This window comes from Thermohalobaculum xanthum (genome assembly GCF_016623495.1).
GTDB classification, from domain to species: domain Bacteria; phylum Pseudomonadota; class Alphaproteobacteria; order Rhodobacterales; family Rhodobacteraceae; genus Thermohalobaculum; species Thermohalobaculum xanthum.
Genome location: NZ_JAEHHL010000007.1, coordinates 83,871 through 104,081 on the forward strand (window position 1 = coordinate 83,871; position 20,211 = coordinate 104,081).

At 69.2% G+C, this 20,211-nt stretch carries 23 protein-coding genes; 14 read left to right on the forward strand and 9 right to left on the reverse strand.

Going from position 1 to position 20,211, the window contains the following annotated elements:
• Positions 1–21: 21 nt before the first annotated feature.
• The 3 genes from H0I76_RS12145 to H0I76_RS12155 form a co-directional block, all read right to left on the reverse strand.
• A complete protein-coding gene (locus H0I76_RS12145; protein WP_200610154.1) occupies positions 22–465 on the reverse strand; it encodes a MaoC family dehydratase in 444 nt (147 codons plus the stop codon).
• Between the two features lie 136 nt (positions 466–601).
• A complete protein-coding gene (locus H0I76_RS12150; RefSeq protein ID WP_234455286.1) occupies positions 602–1,486 on the reverse strand; it encodes a TIGR01459 family HAD-type hydrolase in 885 nt (294 codons plus the stop codon).
• 158 nt (positions 1,487–1,644) lie between these two features.
• Positions 1,645–2,646, reverse strand: coding sequence for a TraB/GumN family protein (locus H0I76_RS12155; RefSeq protein ID WP_200610155.1), 1,002 nt, complete (start codon positions 2,644–2,646; stop codon positions 1,645–1,647).
• A gap of 232 nt (positions 2,647–2,878) precedes the next feature.
• Here H0I76_RS12155 and groES point away from each other — a divergent pair, with 232 nt between their 5' ends.
• From groES to H0I76_RS12180, 5 genes are all read left to right on the forward strand, one after another.
• Entirely contained in the window at positions 2,879–3,190 is a 312-nt protein-coding gene (gene groES / locus H0I76_RS12160) for a co-chaperone GroES (protein WP_200610156.1), read from the forward strand.
• A gap of 49 nt (positions 3,191–3,239) precedes the next feature.
• Positions 3,240–4,886 carry a chaperonin GroEL gene (groL, locus tag H0I76_RS12165; RefSeq protein WP_200610157.1) on the forward strand — a complete coding sequence of 549 codons (1,647 nt, stop codon included), beginning with the start codon at positions 3,240–3,242 and terminating at the stop codon, positions 4,884–4,886.
• Between the two features lie 155 nt (positions 4,887–5,041).
• Positions 5,042–5,659 (forward strand): sulfotransferase family protein, encoded by a 618-nt coding sequence (locus H0I76_RS12170; RefSeq protein ID WP_200610158.1) that lies wholly within the window; start codon positions 5,042–5,044, stop codon positions 5,657–5,659.
• A 112-nt stretch (positions 5,660–5,771) separates the two neighbouring features.
• Positions 5,772–6,068: an antibiotic biosynthesis monooxygenase family protein gene (locus H0I76_RS12175; protein WP_200610159.1), complete on the forward strand. Its 297-nt coding sequence runs from the start codon at positions 5,772–5,774 to the stop codon at positions 6,066–6,068.
• Positions 6,069–6,111: 43 nt separating this feature from the next.
• On the forward strand, positions 6,112–7,188 hold the full coding sequence (locus H0I76_RS12180) for a linear amide C-N hydrolase (protein ID WP_200610160.1): 1,077 nt from the start codon (positions 6,112–6,114) through the stop codon (positions 7,186–7,188).
• Between the two features lie 42 nt (positions 7,189–7,230).
• Here the strand turns inward: H0I76_RS12180 and H0I76_RS12185 are convergent, their stop codons facing one another.
• On the reverse strand, positions 7,231–8,088 hold the full coding sequence (locus H0I76_RS12185; protein ID WP_200610166.1) for a TauD/TfdA dioxygenase family protein: 858 nt from the start codon (positions 8,086–8,088) through the stop codon (positions 7,231–7,233).
• Between the two features lie 265 nt (positions 8,089–8,353).
• Here H0I76_RS12185 and H0I76_RS12190 point away from each other — a divergent pair, with 265 nt between their 5' ends.
• Positions 8,354–8,734 (forward strand): hypothetical protein, encoded by a 381-nt coding sequence (locus tag H0I76_RS12190; RefSeq protein WP_200610168.1) that lies wholly within the window; start codon positions 8,354–8,356, stop codon positions 8,732–8,734.
• Positions 8,735–8,763: 29 nt separating this feature from the next.
• Here H0I76_RS12190 and H0I76_RS12195 read toward each other — a convergent pair whose 3' ends face one another.
• Both H0I76_RS12195 and H0I76_RS12200 read right to left on the reverse strand, forming a co-directional pair.
• Positions 8,764–9,429 (reverse strand): DUF2268 domain-containing putative Zn-dependent protease, encoded by a 666-nt coding sequence (locus H0I76_RS12195; RefSeq protein WP_200610170.1) that lies wholly within the window; start codon positions 9,427–9,429, stop codon positions 8,764–8,766.
• Between the two features lie 56 nt (positions 9,430–9,485).
• Positions 9,486–10,307: a hypothetical protein gene (locus tag H0I76_RS12200; RefSeq protein ID WP_200610172.1), complete on the reverse strand. Its 822-nt coding sequence runs from the start codon at positions 10,305–10,307 to the stop codon at positions 9,486–9,488.
• 249 nt (positions 10,308–10,556) lie between these two features.
• On the opposite strand from H0I76_RS12200, the gene H0I76_RS12205 reads away from it, so the two are divergent.
• The 7 genes from H0I76_RS12205 to H0I76_RS12235 all read left to right on the forward strand — a co-directional run bounded on the left by H0I76_RS12205 (position 10,557) and on the right by H0I76_RS12235 (position 16,947).
• Positions 10,557–11,948: an aminotransferase gene (locus H0I76_RS12205; protein WP_200610176.1), complete on the forward strand. Its 1,392-nt coding sequence runs from the start codon at positions 10,557–10,559 to the stop codon at positions 11,946–11,948.
• A 116-nt stretch (positions 11,949–12,064) separates the two neighbouring features.
• Positions 12,065–12,967, forward strand: a complete 903-nt coding sequence (locus tag H0I76_RS12210) for an amino acid ABC transporter substrate-binding protein (protein WP_200610177.1) — start codon at positions 12,065–12,067, stop codon at positions 12,965–12,967.
• 21 nt (positions 12,968–12,988) lie between these two features.
• Positions 12,989–13,912 carry a DMT family transporter gene (locus tag H0I76_RS12215; protein WP_200610179.1) on the forward strand — a complete coding sequence of 308 codons (924 nt, stop codon included), beginning with the start codon at positions 12,989–12,991 and terminating at the stop codon, positions 13,910–13,912.
• A gap of 86 nt (positions 13,913–13,998) precedes the next feature.
• Positions 13,999–14,340, forward strand: coding sequence for a DUF952 domain-containing protein (locus H0I76_RS12220; RefSeq protein WP_200610181.1), 342 nt, complete (start codon positions 13,999–14,001; stop codon positions 14,338–14,340).
• Entirely contained in the window at positions 14,337–15,383 is a 1,047-nt protein-coding gene (locus H0I76_RS12225; protein ID WP_200610183.1) for a quinone-dependent dihydroorotate dehydrogenase, read from the forward strand. Before H0I76_RS12220 ends, H0I76_RS12225 begins: the two co-directional genes overlap by 4 nt.
• A 314-nt stretch (positions 15,384–15,697) precedes the next feature.
• Complete coding sequence (locus tag H0I76_RS12230) at positions 15,698–16,099, forward strand: hypothetical protein (protein ID WP_200610185.1); 402 nt, start codon at positions 15,698–15,700, stop codon at positions 16,097–16,099.
• Positions 16,100–16,449: 350 nt separating this feature from the next.
• A complete protein-coding gene (locus H0I76_RS12235; protein WP_200610187.1) occupies positions 16,450–16,947 on the forward strand; it encodes an AAA family ATPase in 498 nt (165 codons plus the stop codon).
• 42 nt (positions 16,948–16,989) lie between these two features.
• Here H0I76_RS12235 and H0I76_RS12240 read toward each other — a convergent pair whose 3' ends face one another.
• The 3 genes from H0I76_RS12240 to H0I76_RS12250 form a co-directional block, all read right to left on the reverse strand.
• Positions 16,990–18,342: an MATE family efflux transporter gene (locus H0I76_RS12240; protein ID WP_200610189.1), complete on the reverse strand. Its 1,353-nt coding sequence runs from the start codon at positions 18,340–18,342 to the stop codon at positions 16,990–16,992.
• A 286-nt stretch (positions 18,343–18,628) separates the two neighbouring features.
• The gene (locus H0I76_RS12245; protein ID WP_200610190.1) at positions 18,629–19,126 is read right to left on the reverse strand and encodes a PaaI family thioesterase; all 498 of its coding nucleotides are present in this window, start codon (positions 19,124–19,126) and stop codon (positions 18,629–18,631) included.
• Complete coding sequence (locus H0I76_RS12250) at positions 19,119–19,607, reverse strand: PaaI family thioesterase (protein WP_234455287.1); 489 nt, start codon at positions 19,605–19,607, stop codon at positions 19,119–19,121. The genes H0I76_RS12245 and H0I76_RS12250 overlap by 8 nt, the downstream gene beginning before the upstream one ends.
• Before the next feature lie 171 nt (positions 19,608–19,778).
• Between H0I76_RS12250 and H0I76_RS12255 the strand changes: the two genes are divergently transcribed.
• A complete protein-coding gene (locus H0I76_RS12255; protein WP_200610191.1) occupies positions 19,779–20,180 on the forward strand; it encodes a MerR family transcriptional regulator in 402 nt (133 codons plus the stop codon).
• Positions 20,181–20,211: the final 31 nt, after the last annotated feature.

The window sequence follows — 20,211 nt, forward strand, 5'->3', positions numbered from 1 at the left end:
GCGGAGGCCCCGCCGCCCCCGTCAGTCGAACTTCTTCGAGGGCGCCAGCACCAGCGCCTCGCCCTTGAGAACCGCCTTTTCGCCCACCAGGCACACGCAATCAAGTGTGACACGCCGGCGGCCATGGTCGATCTCGCGGACGCTGACCTCGGCGGTCACCTCGTCGCCCGGGAACACCGGCGCCAGGAACTTGAGGGTCTGACCCAGATACACGGTGCCATGGCCGGGAAGCTGCTCGCCGATCACGGCCGAGATGAGCGATGCCGTGAGCATGCCATGCGCGATGCGCCCGCCGAAGATGGTGTCGCGGGCATAGTCGTCATCGAGATGCACCGGGTTGCAGTCGGTCGAGATGTCGGCGAACAGCCGGATGTCGTAATCCTCGATGCGCTTGGTCAGGCGGCGCACCATGCCGATCTCGAGATCCTCGATGCAGATCGTGCCCCTCGGGATGTTGTCCAGCATGGAATCGCCCTCCGCCATTGTGCAGTGCATCATAGCGCATGCGGAATGGGCGCGCAATTATCTTGCGAAAGATTATTCCCAGAATCTTAGGTTAGCGGGAACATCGTTGCCGACGATTTTGCCCGCCACCGGCTCCCTACCGCAGGCGGCCGATCGCGAATTGCGGGCTCTGCCCGGTCGAGGCCAGCCAGTCGGCAAGGCGCTTTGGGTCGGGATGCTCGGGGTCGTCGCCGACCTCGGCCGCGGCAAGCCCGCCCGAAACGAAGAGCGCGTCGATGCCGAAATCGAGCGCGCCCTTCACGTCGGTGAACACCCCGTCGCCGATGCCCAGGACCTTGCCGGGCGCGACCTCGCGGCCCGCGACCTCGGCCAGCAGCGAGAAGCTCTGCTCGTAGGTCGGGCGGTGCGGCTTGCCGAACCAGACGACCTCGCCGCCCGCATCGGCATAGCGCTGCGCGATGGCGCCCGCGCACCACAGCCGTTCGTGCCCGCGGTCGACAACGATGTCGGGATTGGCGCACAGCAGCCGCACTCCGTGCGCCCGCCAGTTGGCGATCTGGGGGTCGTAATCGGCCGGCACCTGGCGCGTGTCGTCCTCGAAGCCGGTGCACAGGATCGCGTCGGCCTCCTCGGCCGGGGTGTCCTCGAAGCCGATATCGGCCAGCATGTGGCGGTCGCGCTCGGGGCCGACATAGTGGAAGCGCTGTCCGTAATCGCCCGAGGCCACCGCCCGCTGGCAGGCGCCCCCCGACGACATGATCGCGTCGTAGCTGTCCTCGGGCGCCCCCATCGCGTCGAGGAAGCGCTTGACCGAAGCGGGCGGGCGCGGCGCGTTGGTCAGCAGGATGACGATCCCACCGCGCGCGCGGTAGCGCCGCAGCGCCTCGACCGCGTCGGCATAGGGCTTCAGCCCGTCATGGTAGCACCCCCACAGATCGCAGAGCACGGCATCATAGTTCTCGGCGATCGCGTCGAGCGACGGAATGAGGCGGGTCTGGGTCATCGGCTCGCTGATGTTCATGGTCTCGTCGAGGTAAGTGCGGGGCAGGTGCGGGGCGGGCCCGGGGCGGGCTCGGGGCAGGCTCGGCGCGGCATCGGGGACCGGCTGTCCGGGCCCCGCTGCCGGTTAGACCGGGACGGCGGGCCGGGTCAACCGCCCTTCGGCGCGGCGCGGCGCGCTTACTCCCCGACCGGCGTCACGGTGAAGCCGCGCTCGCGCAGCAGCGCGACGACCCCGACCTCGCCCGGCAGGTGCAGGCCGCCGACGGCGACGAAGGCGCCGCCTTCCTCGAGCGCGGGCACCAGGCCGGCCATCCAGCGCAGGTTGCGGGCATCGACCAGTTCGGCCTCGAAGGCGTCGCCAAGCCGCTCGGCCTCGGCCGACAGGCGCCCCGAGGCCTGGGTCGTCAGCCACTGGCTGAAGGCGTCGATCGCGCCGATCTTTCCCTCGCTGTAGAGGCCCAGCATGGTGGCGCGCAGGTCCTCCTCGCGCTCGGCCAGGCGGATCATGTCGCCCGCGACCTCGGCGGCGATCTCGGGATCTACCTGGCCGAAGGCGCCCAGCGCCTCCTCGTAGGTCTCGAGCCCGACGATCGCCTTGCCCGAGGCGGCGGCGCGCTCCAGCAGCACCTGGTCCATCACCTGCGCGCCGCGGGCCATCGCCTCGAGCTCGCAGGCCGGGATGCCCATGACCGAGAAGAACATCCAGGGCCGGAGGCGCTCGGCCATCTCGACGGTCATGCCGCGCTCGGCCAGCACCGCCTCGGCCCGCGCGCGCAGCCCCGCATCGAGCCGGGCCGCGACCCCCTGCCCCTCGGGCGCGAAGACGAAGGTCGGGTCGGTCGAGACCCGGGCGTTCAGCCGCTCCATCTCCTCGGCGCTCAGCTCGACGACCAGCATGCGCGCCGCCTCGAAGGCCTCCCTGGCAGCGGGCGTCATCGTCTCGATCGCGGTCGTGTCGTGATAGGTCGCGAACAGGAAGGACGGCGCGGCGCCCTCGCGCTCGACCCGCCAAAGCCGGCCCTCGCCGTTCGGGATCGCCGCGGCGTCCGCCAGGATCGCCGCATGGGTCGCGGGCTCCTCGACGGCGAGGCGCGCCATCAGGTCGTCGCCGCCGCAGTCAGCCAGCGCTGGCCCCGAAAGGCCGGCCAGCGCGATGAATGTCCCGATGATGCGCCGCATGTCCCGTTTCTCCTGCTTCGCTCCGGCGTGCGGTCCGGGTCTTCCGGACCGCGCCGCGGCGCAGATTTCTTGCCTGTCCCCGACCACATGCCTTGACACGCTTCGGGGCATTTCCTAAATCGCGGCTGCCCGGATGTTAGCACTCAGGGGAGGCGAGTGCTAACACCCGCGAGGGGAGGGCACCGCCCCCGAGAGAATTTGAACCGCAACCAGCTATGTAAGGAGCGCTTCCATGAGCTTCAAACCGCTGCATGATCGCGTTCTCGTCCGCCGCATCGAGTCGGAAGACAAGACCAAGGGCGGCCTGATCATCCCCGACAGCGCCAAGGAAAAGCCCCAGGAGGGCGAGATCATCTCGGTCGGCGAGGGTGCTCGCAAGGACTCGGGCGAGCTCATCCCGATGTCGGTGAAGCCCGGCGACCGCGTGCTCTTCGGCAAGTGGTCGGGCACCGAGATCAAGCTCGAGGGCGAGGAACTGCTCATCATGAAAGAGAGCGACATCCTCGGCATCCTGACGGGCAACAAGGCCGCCAAGGCCGCCTGAGCCAGCCCGCATCCGCCTCAAAGAACATCAGTCAACGGAGATTTCCCACATGGCTGCGAAGGACGTGAAATTCCACACCGATGCCCGCGAGCGCATGCTCAAGGGTGTCGACATCCTCGCCAATGCGGTGAAGGTCACGCTCGGCCCCAAGGGCCGCAACGTCGTGCTCGACAAGTCGTTCGGCGCGCCCCGCATCACCAAGGACGGCGTTTCGGTCGCCAAGGAGATCGAGCTCTCGGACAAGTTCGAGAACATGGGCGCCCAGATGGTCCGCGAAGTGGCTTCGCGCACCAATGACGAGGCGGGCGACGGCACCACGACCGCCACGGTCCTGGCCCAGGCCATCGTGCGCGAGGGCATGAAGTCGGTCGCCGCCGGCATGAACCCGATGGACGTCAAGCGTGGCGTCGACAAGGCGGTTCTGGCGGTCGTCGCCGAGATCAAGAAGATGGCCCGCCCGGTCAACGACTCGAACGAGGTTGCCCAGGTCGGCGCGATCTCGGCCAATGGCGAGCGGGAGATCGGTCAGCAGATCGCCGACGCCATGCAGAAGGTCGGCAACGAGGGCGTGATCACCGTCGAGGAGAACAAGGGCCTCGAGACCGAGACCGAGGTGGTCGAGGGCATGCAGTTCGACCGCGGCTACCTCTCGCCCTACTTCATCACCAACGCTGACAAGATGGTGGCCGAGCTCGAGGACGCCTACATCCTGCTGCACGAGAAGAAGCTCTCGTCGCTGCAGCCGATGGTTCCGCTGCTCGAGTCGGTGATCCAGACCGGCAAGCCGCTCCTGATCATCGCCGAGGACGTCGAGGGCGAGGCGCTTGCCACGCTCGTCGTCAACAAGCTGCGTGGTGGCCTGAAGATCGCCGCCGTCAAGGCGCCCGGCTTCGGTGACCGCCGCAAGGCCATGCTGCAGGACATCGCGATCCTGGCCGGCGGCCAGGTGATCTCGGAAGACCTCGGCATGAAGCTCGAGAATGTCACCATCGACATGCTCGGCACGGCTCGCAAGATCCGCATCACGAAGGACGACACCACGATCGTCGACGGCGCTGGCGACAAGGGCGAGATCGACGCCCGCGTGGCCCAGATCCGTCAGCAGATCGAGGAGACCAGCTCGGACTACGACCGCGAGAAGCTCCAGGAGCGTCTGGCCAAGCTCGCGGGCGGCGTCGCGGTGATCCGCGTCGGCGGTGCGACCGAGGTCGAGGTGAAGGAGCGCAAGGACCGCGTCGATGACGCGCTCAACGCGACCCGCGCCGCGGTCCAGGAAGGTATCGTGCCGGGCGGCGGCGTCGCCCTCGTCCATGCCGGCCGCGTGCTCGACAGCCTGACCGGCGAGAACGCCGACCAGGATGCCGGCATCAAGATCGTGCGCCGCGCGATCGAGTCGCCGCTGCGCCAGATCGCCGACAACGCGGGCGTCGACGGCTCGGTCGTCGCCGGCAAGGTCCGCGAGTCGGCCGACCCCAAGTTCGGCTTCGACGCGCAGACCGAGGAGTACGGCGACCTGGTGGCCAAGGGCATCATCGACCCGGCCAAGGTCGTGCGCTGCGCCCTCGAGGACGCCGCGTCGGTGGCGGGCCTGCTGATCACCACCGAGGCGATGGTCGCCGACAAGCCCGAGCCGAAGGGCCAGGGCGCCGGCATGCCCGACATGGGCGGCATGGGCGGCATGGGCGGCATGATGTAATCACGCCGTCTTGCCGTAAGGCAGACAGGGGGCCGCTCCGCAAGGGGCGGCCCTTTTTCTTGCGGCGCCCATCCCGCCGCCTGCTACTCTTCGCGCCCGACACCACGGGCCCGAAGCGACCCTATCCGCTCGCGCCAAAGCAAGGGACACGGGGAATGCAGGTCATCGGCACTGGCGTGGGGCGAACCGGCACCTATTCGCTCAAGCTCGCGATCAACCAGCTGGGGCTCGGCCCCTGCCACCACATGGAAGAGGTGCTGCTCAACCCGCAGACGCAGGTCCCGCTCTGGGCGGCGGCGACGGGTGGCAAGCCGGATTGGCCGGCGATCTATGCGAGCTATGGCAGCGCGGTCGACTGGCCCACCGCCGGCTTCTTCCGCGAGCTCCATGCAGCCTATCCCACGGCGAAATTCGTCCTCACGGTGCGCAACCCGGAAAGCTGGCAGGCAAGCTTCGAGGAAACGATCTACAAGCTGCTGGCCTTGCCCGACCTCGTCCCGGAACATGCCAGGCCCTGGCACGAGATGTGCGTGAGCGTCGTCGCCCGGACCGGCTTCCCCCTCGGCCTCGACGCGGCCGCGCTGCGGCAACGGTTCGAGGCGCATACCGAGGCGGTCAAGGCGGCAATTCCGGCCGATCAGCTCCTGGTCTACCAGGTGAAGGAAGGCTGGGGTCCACTCTGCGCGTTTCTCGGCGTGCCCGAGCCTGACGCGCCCTTCCCGCGCACCAACGACCGGGCGGAGTTCTGGGACAGAGTGTCCGGCAAGGCGTGATCCGACCGGGCCGCGCCGGGACGCCGCGTTGACCTCAGCGGGCCGAGGGCGAGAATTCGGCGCATCCGCCCCCCCGTGCTAGACTGGCCCTCCCCAACCGGAGGGCCGAGCCATGATCGTCAGGGTGTTCCGCGTCACGGTCCAGGACGGCAAGCGCGCCGAGTTCGAGAAGTTCTTCCGCGAGACCGCCATCCCGCTGGTCCAGGGCCAGCCCGGCATCGTCTCGGTCACGCCCGGCCTGCCGCGGCCCGAGACACCCAACGACTTCTGCATGGTAATGGTCTGGAAGGACCTCGACGCCATGAAGGCCTTCGTCGGCGAGGACTGGCGCAGCGCCCATATCCTGCCCGAGGAAGCGGCACTGGTGCGCGAGCGCTCGATCCATCATTATGAGCTCGCGGGCGCCTGATCCGGGACGCCCTCTGAACCGACAGTCAATCATTGGAGCGGCCATGACAGCCGGACGAACTCATTTTGCCCATTCGCTGATTTCCTTCACCCTCGCCTCGATCCTGGAATTCGCCCCGGCAGCCGACGCCTGCACGCGGCTGGTCTATCTGGGGCCCGACGACACCGTGATCACCGCGCGTTCGATGGACTGGAAGAACGACGTCCAGACCAACCTCTGGATCCTGCCGCGCGGCATCGAGCGGACCGGCGAGGCCGGGCCCAATTCCATTACCTGGGTTTCGAAATACGGCAGCGTGGTTGCCACGGGCTACGACGTCTCGACCACCGACGGCGTGAACGAGGCGGGCCTCAACGCGAACCTGCTTTGGCTGGTGGAATCGGAATACCCCGCCGCGGATCAGTCGGACAAGCCGAGGCTGACGATCGCGGCCTGGGCGCAGTACGTCCTCGACAACTACGCGACGGTGGCCGAAGCGGTCGAGGCGCTGTCGCACGAGCCCTTCACCATCGTGACCGACAACGTGCCGGGCGAGCGGCGGCTGGCGACGCTGCACCTGTCGATGTCGGACGCCTCCGGCGACAGCGCCATCGTCGAATACATCGGCGGCCGGCAGGTGATCCACCATGGCCGCGACTACCAGGTGATGACGAACTCCCCCGCCTTCGACCAGCAGCTGGCGCTCGACGCCTACTGGCAGCAGATCGGCGGCACGGTCATGCTGCCGGGCACGAACCGCGCGGCGGACCGCTTCGTGCGCGCCTCGTTCTACGTCAACGCGATCCCGAAGGACGAGAACGCGGACCGGGCGCTGGCCGGCGTGTTCAGCGTGATCCGCAACGTCTCGGTTCCCTTCGGCCTGACGACGCCGGACCAGCCGAACATCTCCTCGACCCGCTGGCGGACGGTCGTCGATCACAAGCGCAGGCTCTACTTCTTCGAATCGGTGCTGACGCCCAACACCTTCTGGGTGGATCTGAACAGGATCGACTTCTCGGCCGAGACCGGCGCGGTGAAGAAGCTCGATCTCGGCCCCGACCAGACCAACGTCCATTCAGGCGACGCGACTGGGGAATTCACGGTCTCCGAGCCGTTCAGGTTCCTGGGCGCGGGAAGCTGAGGAGGCAGTCGGCGCCCTGCCCCGGCGGCCTGAGCGGCTGGGTTATGACGCCAGGTCCCGGGGATCCGGCCCGGCGAAGGTCGTGCGCCACATCAGCCGCCGGTGGCCGTGGTAGTCGTTCACCGCGTAATGCTGGGTGAAGAGGTTGTCCCACACCGCCACCGCCCCGGGGCTCCAGCGGAATCGCACGCAGAACTCCGGGCGGATCGTATGGGCCTGGACCTGCGCCAGCAGCGGCCGGCTCTCCTCCTCGCTCAGCCCGTCGAGGTGGCTGACATAGAGCGGGTTGAGAAACAGCGCCTCGCGCCCGGTGACCGGGTTGACGATCACCGCGGGGTGGCGGCGTTCCTGGTCCGCGCTCGGATCGCCGCGCGACATCTCGATCGAGCGGCCCGTGCGGGTCTCGGCCGGTGGTGCCCAGCGCACGCCGTAGGGCTTGCCGACATGGATCGCGTCGCGCCCCCGCAGCAGGGTCTTCAGCGCCTCGGGCAGCGCCTCCCAGGCCGCCGCCTGGCCGGCCCAGACGGTATCGCCGCCAAAGGGCGGGATCACCTCGCCCGACAGGATCGAGCCGGCGGGCGGGCGTTCGAGGAAGCTGAAATCGGCATGCCAGTCGCCGCCGAAGACGCCGCCGCCCTCGTCGGCCTCCTTGAGCACGCGGATCACCTCGGGCTCGCCCTCGACCGGCTTGACGTAGGGCAGCGTCATCGGCGGCCCGAACGCCGCGGTCAGGCGCTTCTGCGCGGCGATGTCGAGGCTCTGGCCGCGGAAGAAGATCACCTGGTGGCGCGCCAGGGCCGCGCGCAGGCTCTGGGCAAGATCGCCCGAGATCGGCTGCTTCAGGTCGACCCCCTCGATCTCGGCGCCGATCGTGCCCGTCACGGGAAGCTCTCGCAGCATTGACCGGATCCCTTTTCCATTGGCGGCCCGGCCGCACCGTTCCACGCCGCATGGGCCCGATGCAAGCCGGCGAGGCGACGGATTGCGCCCATGGTGCGACGTTCACGCCACAAGGGTGCCGCCGGGATGTCACAAGTCGCGCCCGTCCCGCGCCGCTGACCGTGCAGCCCATTGACCTCTGGCCGGGCGTGCGACATCGCAGAGTTCCCTCTGCAATAATGGTAGAGTGGGCGTCCGGCTTTTCGGATCGGCAACAGGAACGGTGATGGTGCGACTTTCCGCGGCTTTTCTCTTCGTGCTTGCTTTCCCTCTCGCCGCCCCCGGGCAGGACGGCACCGCACAGGCGCCCGAGCCCGAGCCGACCGCCGAGCAGATCGCGGCGCTCGAAGCCTGCCTCGCCACGGTGGACGAGGAGGCGATCGACGCCTTCTCGGAGGAGATGCTCGAGCGCAACAGCGAGATCACCGTCGCGATCGACGAGGCCTGCGCCGCGGGCCAACGCAGCGCCGCCGAGGCCCTCTATGCGCCGCTGCTGGCCGAGTATGTCGGCCACCCGGAAGTCGCCAAGCTGCGCGCCTGCCTCGAGGTCTTCGACCAGGCGCTCGGGGTCACCCGCGACGAGCCGCATGTCTGCGACGACGAGTGACGCCGCCGCCGGCCGGCGGGGTCCCGCCGTCAGCAGCCCAGCGCCGCAAGCCGGTCGAGCAGGGGCCTGAAGCTTGCCGCCGGCTCGTGGGCCGCATCGGCGGCGCTGCGCCCCGGCCGCTCGGACAGCCACAGACCGACCAGCCGGTAGCCCAGCGCATAGCCGGTCCAGCGGCCCAGCTCGCCGCGGCCATAGAACCAGCGCGCATGCCCGTAATCCGTGGCGTCCCACTGCGTCCGCGCCCGGCCGGCCGCCTCGCGCAGGGCCGCGTTCGGGGTCGAGCGTTCCCAGGGCTCGGGCGGGCTCTGGAACAGCAGGCGCACGAACTGCCCGGCCAGCCCCTCGCTGACCAGCGCCTCGCCCAGGCTGTCGCCATAGCCCGGCCCCTCCCAGCGCAGCGCGTGGTGCACCTCGTGCGCCACCATCCGCTCGAAGGCCGCACCCATGTGGGTGACGAGGGCGGGGTTGGTCGGGTCGAGGGTCAGGAAGATCACGCCGGGGGCAGGCGACTGCCCGACATGCCCGATCTCGGGGATGGCGCCACCCGGCTCGGCGCGCACGACGAAATCGGCCGCGGGCAGCGCCTCGACCACGCGGGCGCAGCGGCGGCGGACCTTCTCGACGCCCTCCTCGACCGCCGGACGCCAGCGGTCAAGCTGCCCGCGCGCGTTCAGGAAATGCAGGTGCCAGGTCACGTCGGGCCCGCGCGCCCCGCTGCTTGCCGATTGGATTGCCGCATCGCCTCCGTCACTCAGAGCTTGGGCGCGGCGGTCGAGCCGCGCACCTCTTCCTCTCCCTGCCGGACGAGTTCCTCGATCCAGGCCGACATGTCCATTTCATCCTTCGCCGCGGCGGCCACGTCAACCAGCACGCCGGTGGCCGCGAAGACCGGATCCTGCTGCAGGCCGTAGGACAGGACGGCGGCGCAGTCGGCCGGGCTGGCCGCGCCTCCGACCTTCATGGTGCCCGCCGCCACATCCATGATGCGGGGCAGGAGGCTGGACTCGACGGTGCCCTGGCCGACGCTCGCGAAGGGTCCCTCGACCGCGTGGCCCCCATGCGAGAGCGGCAAGCACTGGACCTTGCCCTCGCCGATCAGCCACTGGAAGTCGACGGCGCGCGCGGCCATCCCGCCGGTCGCGTCGCTCCTGGTCGCGTCGGGCTCGCCATACTTGCCGATCAGGGCCTGTCGATAGGTCTCGCGCTGGATCGGCGGATTGAAGTTCTTGTGCAGGCAATAGATCAGCACCGCCTTGCCGCCGTCCGGCGGGGCGGTGAAATAGACGTAGAACGACTCGCTCATGTCGGGCCGGGCCGCGAAGACCATGCGCGGGAAGGCTTCCGTGCTCCGCGTATGATTGACCACGCGGTACTTGAGAGCCATCTGGGACGGCGGGTGAATCACCAGTTCTGGATCATGCTCGGCCAGTGCCGCACCGATCTCGTCGATCGACATGCCAAGCCTGAGCCCGGCAATGTCGACCCCCTCGCCAGCGGCCGATGCGGCGCCCCCCGCGCCGAGCGTAACCGACATCGCCAGCACCGCTCTCACGATCCTGTTGTGCCATCCCATCTCGAAATCTCTCCTGAAAATCTTGCAAGTTCGCGCACGATAATGCGGGCCGATCCGGTGGAATAGCGGATTCGTGGGCCTCCGCGGCAGCGCGCGCTCCGGTCCGGGCGCAGCCATTCCGTATGATCATGGCTGCCATCACCGGCCGTGACTGGCGGCGGCCACGGCGATTGGCTAACGTCGCGCCGTCCGGAACCCGCGGCGTCGCGACGCGGGGCCGATCCCGTTTCATCCTCGGAGTGACCACCCATGGCCAACGACATGCTCACCAACGCCCAGATGCGCGATATCGAGGCGCTGCTGCACCCCTACACCAACGCAGCCACGCACCGGCAGGTCGGCGCGCATCTGATCGAGCGCGGCCACGGCTGCCATGTCTGGGACGACAGCGGCAAGCGCTACATCGAGGGCATGGCGGGCCTGTGGTGCGCGAGCCTGGGCTTTGGCGACGAGGAACTGATCGAGGCCGCGCGCGAGCAGCTGGGCAAGCTGCCCTACTACCACCTGTTCGGCGGCCGCACGCACGAGCCCGCGATCGAGCTGGCCGAGAAGATCAAGGAACTCTACCCCCAGCCCATGGCGCGGGTGTTCTACTGCTCGTCGGGCTCCGAGGCGAACGACACCCAGGTCAAGCTGATCTGGTACATGATGAACGCGCTGGGCAAGCCGCAGAAGAAGAAGATCATCTCGCGGCGCAAGGCCTATCACGGCGTGACGCTGGTCGCGGCATCGATGACCGGCCTGCCGCTCAACCACGGCTCGTTCGACCTGCCCTTCGACTTCGTCAAGCACACCACGACGCCGCATTACTGGCGCGAGGCCCGCGACGGCGAGACCGAGGAGCAGTTCTCGGCCCGGCTCGCCGCCGATCTCGACACCCTGATCGAGGCCGAGGGCCCCGACACCGTCGCGGCCTTCATCTCCGAGCCGGTGATGGGCGCGGGCGGGGTGATCGTGCCGCCCAAGGGCTATTTCGAGGCGATCGCGCCGGTGCTGAGGAAGCACGACGTGCTGTGGATCGACGACGAGGTGATCTGCGGCTTCGGCCGGACCGGCAACTGGTTCGGCGCCGAGACGCTGAACATGCAGCCGACCTCGGCGTCGATGGCCAAGCAGCTCACCGGCAGCTACGTGCCGCTCTCGGCCGTGGCGATCAACCAGCAGATGGCCGATGTGATCGAGGCCGAATCGGCCCGACACCCGGCGCTCGGCCACGGTTTCACCTATGGCGGCCACCCGCTGGGCTGCGCCGTCGGCGTCAAGGCGATCGAGATCTACCAGAAGCGCGACATCCTCAGACATGTGCGGCAGATCGCTCCGGTGTTCCAGGCCCGGCTGCGCCAGTATGCCGACCACCCGCTGGTCGGCGAGGCGCGCGGCGTCGGCCTGATGGGCGCGCTCGAGCTCTCGCCCGACCGCAAGTCCGCCGCCACCTTCAAGGCGCCGGGCAAGGTCGGCGCGAGGCTGATGTCCGAGCTGCTCAAGCATGGCGTCATCCTGCGCGCGATCGGCGACAGCCTCGCCTTCTGCCCGCCGATGATCATCACCGAGGACGGCGTCGAGGAGATCTTCGCCCCGATGGAAGCCGCCCTCGACGCCACCTACTCGTGGGCGAAGGCCGAGGGGCACATGGACGCGTGAGGCAGCACGGCGCGACGAGACAAGCCGATTGAAGAGCGCGCGGGGTTTCGTCAGAGTTGTGCCATCACAACCCTGAGAAAAATTTGGCCTCGCGCCTCAGAACCGGAGCCCAGCTCATGCCCTTGTCCCGTCTCCTCGCGGCGCTCGCCGCGGCAGCCCTCCTGTCCGCCCCGATCATGCCCGCGCAGGCCGGCGAAGTGCTTGACCGCATCGTCGAGCGCAAGCTCATCCGGCTCGGCTACCGGACCGACGCGCCGCCGTTTTCGTCGAGCGTCGACGGGCGACCGGGCGGCTTCACCACCGACCTGTGCGGGCTGATGGCCGGGGCGATCATGGCGACCTCGCACCTCTCGGAGATGACGGGCACCTTCAAGACCGTCGACACCGCCACGCGCTTCGAGGCGCTGGCCTCGGGCGAGATCGACGTGCTGTGCGGCGCCACGACCGCCACGCTGAAGCGGCGCGAGACCATGTCCTTCACCATCCCGATCTTCGCGACGGGCGTCGGCGCCGTGGTCTCGAAGGACGCGCCCGAGCTGCTGCGCGAGGTGCTGATCACCGGCGGCCCGGCCACGCTCTCGGGCGCCGCGGTGCGCGAGGCGCTGTCGGGCAAGCGGCTGGGCGTGCGGTCGAACACCACCGCCGAGGCCTGGCTGCGCGAGGGCTCGCTCGCAAAGATCGAGGGCGTCTCGATCACCAGCTTCGACGATCACTCCGAGGGCCTCGCGGCGGTGGCCGAAGGCAATGTCGATGCCTATTTCGCCGACAAGGCGATCCTGTCGGGCGTGCTTGCCGCGGCCGATGACGGCGACCGCTTCGCGCTGTCGCGCAACACCTTCACCTTCGAGCCCTATGCGCTGGCCATCCCCCGCGGCGACGAGGACCTGCGCCTCGTGCTCGACCGCGCGCTCAGCCACATCTACCGCTCGGGCGCGATCTTCGAAATCTTCGAGCGGCATTTCGGCAAGCCCGGTCCGAACGAGGTGCTTTTCTATGGGTTGTCCGCATTGCCGGAATGACATCGACGGGCCGCGCCGGGCATGAACCCCCTGCGCGGCATCGCCCTCAAGGTCGGCTCCGTCGCCATCTTCATGGCGATGTCGACGCTGATCAAGATCACCGCCGAGCACGTGCCCTCGGGGCAGACGGTGTTCTTCCGCTCGTTCTTCGCGATCCCGGTGATCCTCGCGTGGCTGTGGTGGCGCGGCGATCTGGCCACCGGGCTCAGCACGCGAAACCCGATGGGCCACCTGTGGCGCGGCCTCGTGGGCGGGACCGCGATGGGCCTCAGCTTCACGGCGCTCGGCCTGCTGCCGCTGCCCGAGGTGACGGCGATCGGCTATGCGACGCCGCTGATCGTGACCATCCTGGCGGCGATGTTCCTGGGCGAGCAGATCCGGCTCTACCGGCTGGGCGCGGTCTGCGTCGGCCTTGTCGGCGTGCTGATCGTGCTGGGGCCGCGGCTGACGGTGTTGACCACCGACGGCGTGAGCGATGCCGAGACCCTGGGCGCGGTCATCATGCTCTCGGCCTGCGTGTTCATGGCGCTCGCGGCCTGCTTCGTGCGCAAGCTCGTGCATACCGAGCAGACATCCGCCATCGTCTTCTACTTCTCGCTCACCTGCACGGTGCTGTCGCTGCTGACCCTTCCCTTCGGCTGGGTGGTGCCGAGCCCGGCCGAGACCCTGATGCTGATCGGCGCGGGGCTGCTGGGCGGGCTCGCCCAGATCCTGCTGACCTCGAGCTACCGCCACGCCGACGTCGCGGTGATCGCGCCCTTCGACTACACCTCGATGCTGCTTGCCCTGGTGATCGGCTGGTTCGTTTTCAGCGAGGCGCCGACCGCGGCGACCCTGGGCGGCGCAAGCATCGTCATCGCCGCCGGCCTCTTCATCATCTGGCGCGAGCGGCAGCTGGGCCTCGAGCGGGCTCGGGCGCGTAAGGTCATGACCCCGCAGGGCTGAGGCTGGCCCGTGATTTGGCCCGTGGCCTGGCCCGTGGATTTGGCCCTGACTTGACGCCGGCCCGCCCGCGCGCGAAGGAGCGCGTCATGCTGATCTACAAGATCCTCACCGCCCCGCAGTGGGACGAGCTCCGGCGCCTCGGCCAGACCGATGGCGCGCCGGTCGATGTCGCCGACGGCTTCGTCCATTTCTCGACCGCCGCCCAGCTGCGCGAGACCGCGGCCAGGCATTTCGCGGGCCAGCAGGACCTCTGGCTCCTTAGTCTCGATGCCGACGCGCTCGGCCCGGCCTTGCGGTGGGAGCCGTCGCGCGGCGGGGCGCTCTTCCCGCATCTCTACGCGCCGCTCCGTCTGGCCGACATCGTCGCGGCCGAGGCGCTGGCGGTCGACGCCGATGGACGCCACCAGTTCCCCGAGGAGATCCCATGAAGGCGCTCGAGACCGCCGCGATGGCCGCGCTGCGCCGGCTCGATCCCGAGCGCGCGCATGGCCTCGCGATCGCCGCGCTGCGGGCCGGGCTCGGTCCCGCCGGCGGCCCGGTGCGCAGCCCGCGGCTGGCGACGCGGCTGGCCGGGCTCGAGCTGCCGAACCCGGTGGGCATTGCCGCGGGCTTCGACAAGAACGCCCGCGCGGTGCGGCCGATCCTCGCCGCGGGGCCGGGGTTTCTCGAGGTCGGCGCGGTCACGCCGCGGGCGCAGCCGGGCAACCCCCGCCCGCGCCTCTTCCGCCTGGCTCAGGACCGCGCGGCGATCAACCGCTTCGGCTTCAACAATGACGGCATGACCGTCATCGCCCCGCGGCTTGCAGCGGCGCGCGGCGCGGGGGTGGTGGGCGTCAATCTCGGCGCCAACAAGGACACCGCCGACAAGGCCGAGGACTACGCGACGGTGCTGCGCCACCTCTACGCCCATGCCGATTTCTTCACCGTCAACATCTCCTCGCCCAACACCGAGAAGCTGCGCGACCTGCAGGGGCGAGCGGCGCTCGACCGGCTGCTCGAGCGGGTGACGGGTGAATGGGCCGGGCTGGGGCGCGCGAGGCCCCTCTTCCTCAAGATCGCGCCCGACCTCAGCGAGGCCGAACTGGCCGACATCGCCGAGCTGGCGCAGGCGCATGGCCTCTCGGGCCTGATCGCGACCAACACCACCCTTGCGCGCGAAGGGCTCCTGAGCTCGCAGGCGGCCGAGGCCGGCGGCCTCTCGGGCGCGCCGCTCAGGGACCGCGCCCAGGCGGTGATGCAAAGCCTCTACCGGATGACGGGGGGCGTCCTGCCGCTGATCGGCGTGGGCGGCATCGCCACGGCCGAGGATGCCTATGCCCGGATTCGCGCCGGCGCCTCGGCGGTCCAGCTCTACACCGCGATGGTCTACGAGGGGATCAGCCTGCCCGGCCGGATCGCCCGCGGCTTGGACGCCCTGCTCGCGCGCGACGGCTTCGCCTCGGTCGCCGACGCGGTGGGCGCGGATCACTAGCGGCCCGGATACGCCCCGGCCGGCTCAGGCTCAACTCGGCATTTCAACCCTGCCCCCTTTCTCCGGCTGGCTTGCGGACGCCACTGCCGTCCCTGAACGCCCTCGCTCAGGTCCGACATCAAGCGAGGAAGAAGTGCGGGGCCGCGACAGCGAGACCAGTCGCCATCAGGACACGACCTGCGCGCGAAGCGGCACTTCAGATCCTGGGCGCCAGCGCCGCTCACTGCGCAAGGGTCGCAGATGGCTGGCCTATGAAACCTTGCCGCTGGCCTGTACTCTCGAATGACGGCGAGGGCAGGATAAGGAGGCGTGTCATGCTCGCCCCTGGCCGATCCCACCTATTGGTATTCGCACTCGCAATCGCCGGTTCGGCTGCACATGCCGACCCTCTCGCCCCGGAGAGCACCCAGAAGCTCATGGCTCAAGCGCCTTGGCATATTCAGACCGGTGGCCTGACCAACTATTTTCTCTGGAATGACGACGGAAGCCTCTGCGTAAGCATGCATGATCCGGCCGCAGCGTCCTGCGATGACGAGGGAAGCTGGAGCCGCAACGGCTCCGAGATATGCTACAAGCTGACATGGTGGGGCTCGGCTTACGGGCAAGACGCAGCTTGCTTCACCGTAGAGCGGGCAGCAGAGGGTCCCGTGGATTTCCACGCCAAGGAAGCGAACGGGATGACCCTGCTCTACTTCTCGGTGCCGGGCGCACAGTAGCTTCGCACTGCGCCCAAGCCCGTGAATTTCGGATGACGAGAGATACCTGGTCGCGGCCATCGCGCTCGCCCAGCATGCGGTGCGGCCTGGCCCCCTGGGCGGTCAGCCTCTTGGGGTATCGGCAAGCCCGCCCAGCCAAACCGGCCGCCCCGAGGTCTCGGCCGCGCGCCGCCGCGCCGGGGTGGACAGGCCACCCGCTTCCGTGCCACCCACCCAGCATGAAAACCTTGGTTCGAACGACCGACGCCCGGCGTCACGGGCGAATTGGCGTCCCGGCCTGACATGCCGGGCCGGGTGGTCGCTTTCTGAACGTCATGCGTGCTCGACGCGCCGAACAAGGTTGATATCCGATGCCTCTGTCCCCTCCGACGCTGCACCTGCTGTGCGGAAAGATCGCCGCCGGGAAATCCACGCTGGCCGCCCGGCTCGGCAGCCGGGACGGGACGGTGCTGGTTTCCGAGGACGCCTGGCTCGGCGCGCTCTTCTCGGACGAGATGACGTCCGCGCCCGACTATCTGCGCTGCAGCGCCAAACTGCGGCGCGCCATGGGACCCCACGTCTCCTTGCTGCTGAACGCGGGGATCTCGGTCGTGCTCGATTTTCCCGCGAACACGGTCGAAACCCGCGACTGGATGCGCGGCATCCTCGGCAACACCACCGCCTCGCACCGGCTTCACCTGCTCGACGTGCCGGACGAGGTCTGCCTGGCGCGGCTGCGCGCGCGCAATGCACGCGGCGATCACCCCTTTGCGGTGACCGACGAGCAGTTCCGCCGGTTCTCGATGCACTTCGTGGCGCCCACGCCTGACGAGGGCTTCACCATCGTGGTGCACGACGAGAACGGCTGACCCCGCGCGGCGGTCCGCCGCGCCCGCTGCACGACGCGCCGCTTACCCGGTGCAGCGCGCCTCGATGCGCCCGTAGCGCAGCGCCAGCGTGCCCGCGCGCACCAGCATGAACAGCCACATCCCGGCCCACAGGCCATGATTGCCGAAGGCCTCGGTCAGCAGCCAGCTGGTGGGGAAATAGACCCCTGCCGAGATCAGCATCGAGTTGCGCATCGACGGCCCCTCGGCAGCGCCGATGAAGATGCCGTCGGCCTGGTAAGCCAGCACACCGGCAACCGGCAGAAGCGTCGCCCACAGGGCGAAATCGCGCGCGGCCGCGCGCACCGCCTCGACATTGGTGAAGAGGTCGATGATCGGCCCGGACAGCAGGGTCGCGGCCAGCGCGAAGCCCGCCGCCAGCGCCAGCGACGCCAGCGAACTCACGACCACCGAGCGGCGCAGCCGCTGCGCCGAGCGCGCGCCCAGCGCCTGGCCGACCAGGGTTTCGGCCGCCATGGCGAAACCGTCCAGCGCATAGGCCGAGACATAGAGGAACTGCATCAGGACGCCGTTGGCCGCGAGCACCACGTCGCCCTGCAGCGAACCGAGCCGCGCCATCCAGGCGAAGGACCCGGTCAGGCAGACCGTCCGAACGAAGATGTCGCGGTTGAGCGCCATGACCTGGCGCAGCTCGCCCGGCTCGAGGACCCGCCCCCAGTCGAGCCTCCAGCCCTCGGGCGCCACGACGCGGGCGCGCTCCCGGGCGCGCCACAGGCCATAGCCCAACCCCAGCCAGACCGCGATCACCGTGCCCAGCGCGACCCCGTCCACGTCCATGCCCAGCCCCAGCACGAGCACGAGGTTGAGGACGATGTTCGAGACCGAGGTGACGATCTGCATCTCGAACAGCCGGCGCGTCATCTCCTGGCCGGTGAACCAGCCGATCAGGGCGTAGCCCGCCAGTTCGGCCGGCGCGCCCCAGGCGCGGATGCGGACATACTCGCCGGCCAGGGCCTCGGCCTCGGCCGAGCCCTCGAAAAGCATCAGCGCCACGCGCGAGATCGGCCCGCGCAGCACGATCAGCACGGTCGCGATGGCGGCGGCGATCACCAGCGCGCGCATCAGCGTGTTCATCACCCGCCGCCGGTCGTCGGCGCCGAAGGCCTGCGCGGTCAGGCCCGAGACGCCCATCTGCAGGAAGTTGAACGAGGTGAACAGCAGCGAGATGATCACCGCCCCCAGCGTAACCGCTGCAAGGAACACCGCATCGCCCAGATTGCCGATGATCGCGGTGTCGATCGCCCCCTGCAGGGGAACCGTGGCGTTCGACAGCACCACCGGCAGGGCGATGGCGGCGACGCGGCGATAGGTGATCTCGCGCGGCGCGATCGGGGGCGGTGCGGTCATGTCGGTCATGCGGTGGGAAGTCCGGTCAGATGTTGGGCCGCGCGGCAGGCGGGCGGGCTCGAATCGGGGCCGCCCGGGACGGCGAGCCTACCCCCGGGCCCCGACCCGCGCCACCCTCGCGCGGCACGCCGCGATGCGGGCAGGCCCGGCTTTGACCGGAGGCCGGCACGCGGGCCCCGCGCATGACGCCTCGATTTGCAAGACGCAGCGTGCGAGCGCACCCCACCACTTAAGGAAAATGTGATTTTTCAATAAGATAATACCGTTTTCACGCGTGAAAGCGGCGCCACCCCCTTCACCCCTTGGGCAACAGGAAGTTCCCCCGCATCATCGCGATCGGGCGCGCCCGCTCGTCCTGCCAGGCCTCGACATGCACATGCGCGACCCGCCGCCCTGCCTTCTGGATCCGCGCCCGGGCAAAGCTCTCGCGCGGCCGGCCCGAGCGCAGGTAGTCGATGGTGATGTCGATGGTCTTGGGCATGGGCGCGAAGGCGCCGCGGGCCACCGCCTCGGCCGCGGCGCCGCCGCGCTCGATATCGGCCAGCACGACGCTCCACGCCAGCTGCATCATCCCGGTGAGCTCGAGGAACGAGCCCGTGACGCCGCCATGGATCGCCGGCAGGAAGGGGTTGCCCACCAGGTGCGGCGCGAAGGGCAGCCGCGCGGTCAGCTCGTCGCCCATCCGGTCGAAGCGGACCCCCAGCAGCCGGACATAGGCGACCGTCTCGGCGAGACGGACCAGCGCGGCGTCGCGCTCGGCCTCGGCCCGCGCCTGGCTCGGAAGCTCAGTCATCGCCCGCCTCCGCCGCCACCCGGTCGAGGATGAAGGTTGCCGCCGCCGAGGCGATCGGGTCCTCGGGCGCGTCGTGATAGGCGACCGCCCGCGCGAAGCCGATGGTCCGGGTCATGCGATAGCATTCGGCCCGGGCCATCACCGTCTTGCCGGGCTGCGCGGGGCGCATGTAGTCGATGCGCAGATCGAGCGTCGCGGTCGAGCGCAGCCTCGCCGGCGCGGCCATCACCGCCGACCCGCAGGCGGTGTCGAGCAGCGCCGTGATCACGCCGCCCTGCATGACGCCGGTTTGCGGATCCCCGACCAGCCGCTCGTCATACGGCACCGAGAGCAGGGCGACCGAATCTTTCGCGCTGTGCAGGCGCATCCCGATTTCCCGACAGAACGGAATTCCCTCCATCACGGCGCCCCCGCCGGGGCCGGAAATGCCGCTTCCCTGCATCGCTGCCCTGAGCCGGTCTCGCTCGTCGTCGTCGGTCATCGCGCTCTCCGCTCCGCTTCCCGCGCTCGGGCCTTACCGGATCGGACAGCGCCGTGTCGATACGGAGCAAGCGCGGCCTGGCCTGACGTAAAGGTCAGATTCGTGACTTGACGTGCGCGTCAACTTGATCGATGGTCTCGCCCGAGAGCTTCGCAGCGCGAGGAAACCCCGATGACCGACGACACGATGACCATTGGCGAGATGTGCCGCGCCTTTGACGTCACCCCCCGCGCGCTGCGCTTCTACGAGCAGAAGGAACTGCTGAACCCGATCCGCGAGGGTCAGAACCGTTTCTACACCCCGCGCGACAGGGCGCGCCTCAAGCTGATCCTGCGCGGCAAGCGCTTCGGCTTCTCGCTCGCCGAGATCCGGGACCTGCTCGAGCTCTATCACCTGGGCGACGGCCAGATCACCCAGCTTTCGGCGACGCTCGAGGCCGCCGAGCGGCACCATGCCGACCTCACGGCCAAGCGCGACGAGCTTGCGACCGCGATCACCGAGCTTGAGCAGCAGATCCAGATGATCCGCAAAATGCTGGCCGAGAGGAGCAATCCGCGCAGCGCCGCGGAGTAACCCCGGACGCCTCCAGATGCGCAGCGCCCGG

What these genes read in the sequence shown, in the direction of transcription:
- H0I76_RS12250 (WP_234455287.1), bottom strand. Translation starts at nt 19,607, where the DNA reads ATGACCGACGACGACGAGCGAGACCGGCTCAGGGCAGCGATGCAGGGA.
- H0I76_RS12215 (WP_200610179.1), top strand. Translation starts at nt 12,989, where the DNA reads ATGAACCCCCTGCGCGGCATCGCCCTCAAGGTCGGCTCCGTCGCCATC.
- groL (WP_200610157.1), top strand. Translation starts at nt 3,240, where the DNA reads ATGGCTGCGAAGGACGTGAAATTCCACACCGATGCCCGCGAGCGCATG.
- H0I76_RS12240 (WP_200610189.1), bottom strand. Translation starts at nt 18,342, where the DNA reads ATGACCGACATGACCGCACCGCCCCCGATCGCGCCGCGCGAGATCACC.
- H0I76_RS12170 (WP_200610158.1), top strand. Translation starts at nt 5,042, where the DNA reads ATGCAGGTCATCGGCACTGGCGTGGGGCGAACCGGCACCTATTCGCTC.
- H0I76_RS12255 (WP_200610191.1), top strand. Translation starts at nt 19,779, where the DNA reads ATGACCGACGACACGATGACCATTGGCGAGATGTGCCGCGCCTTTGAC.
- groES (WP_200610156.1), top strand. Translation starts at nt 2,879, where the DNA reads ATGAGCTTCAAACCGCTGCATGATCGCGTTCTCGTCCGCCGCATCGAG.
- H0I76_RS12150 (WP_234455286.1), bottom strand. Translation starts at nt 1,486, where the DNA reads ATGAACATCAGCGAGCCGATGACCCAGACCCGCCTCATTCCGTCGCTC.
- H0I76_RS12245 (WP_200610190.1), bottom strand. Translation starts at nt 19,126, where the DNA reads ATGACTGAGCTTCCGAGCCAGGCGCGGGCCGAGGCCGAGCGCGACGCC.
- H0I76_RS12190 (WP_200610168.1), top strand. Translation starts at nt 8,354, where the DNA reads ATGGTGCGACTTTCCGCGGCTTTTCTCTTCGTGCTTGCTTTCCCTCTC.
- H0I76_RS12180 (WP_200610160.1), top strand. Translation starts at nt 6,112, where the DNA reads ATGACAGCCGGACGAACTCATTTTGCCCATTCGCTGATTTCCTTCACC.
- H0I76_RS12205 (WP_200610176.1), top strand. Translation starts at nt 10,557, where the DNA reads ATGGCCAACGACATGCTCACCAACGCCCAGATGCGCGATATCGAGGCG.
- H0I76_RS12155 (WP_200610155.1), bottom strand. Translation starts at nt 2,646, where the DNA reads ATGCGGCGCATCATCGGGACATTCATCGCGCTGGCCGGCCTTTCGGGG.
- H0I76_RS12185 (WP_200610166.1), bottom strand. Translation starts at nt 8,088, where the DNA reads ATGCTGCGAGAGCTTCCCGTGACGGGCACGATCGGCGCCGAGATCGAG.
- H0I76_RS12145 (WP_200610154.1), bottom strand. Translation starts at nt 465, where the DNA reads ATGCTGGACAACATCCCGAGGGGCACGATCTGCATCGAGGATCTCGAG.
- H0I76_RS12235 (WP_200610187.1), top strand. Translation starts at nt 16,450, where the DNA reads ATGCCTCTGTCCCCTCCGACGCTGCACCTGCTGTGCGGAAAGATCGCC.
- H0I76_RS12225 (WP_200610183.1), top strand. Translation starts at nt 14,337, where the DNA reads ATGAAGGCGCTCGAGACCGCCGCGATGGCCGCGCTGCGCCGGCTCGAT.
- H0I76_RS12220 (WP_200610181.1), top strand. Translation starts at nt 13,999, where the DNA reads ATGCTGATCTACAAGATCCTCACCGCCCCGCAGTGGGACGAGCTCCGG.
- H0I76_RS12175 (WP_200610159.1), top strand. Translation starts at nt 5,772, where the DNA reads ATGATCGTCAGGGTGTTCCGCGTCACGGTCCAGGACGGCAAGCGCGCC.
- H0I76_RS12200 (WP_200610172.1), bottom strand. Translation starts at nt 10,307, where the DNA reads ATGGGATGGCACAACAGGATCGTGAGAGCGGTGCTGGCGATGTCGGTT.
- H0I76_RS12210 (WP_200610177.1), top strand. Translation starts at nt 12,065, where the DNA reads ATGCCCTTGTCCCGTCTCCTCGCGGCGCTCGCCGCGGCAGCCCTCCTG.
- H0I76_RS12230 (WP_200610185.1), top strand. Translation starts at nt 15,698, where the DNA reads ATGCTCGCCCCTGGCCGATCCCACCTATTGGTATTCGCACTCGCAATC.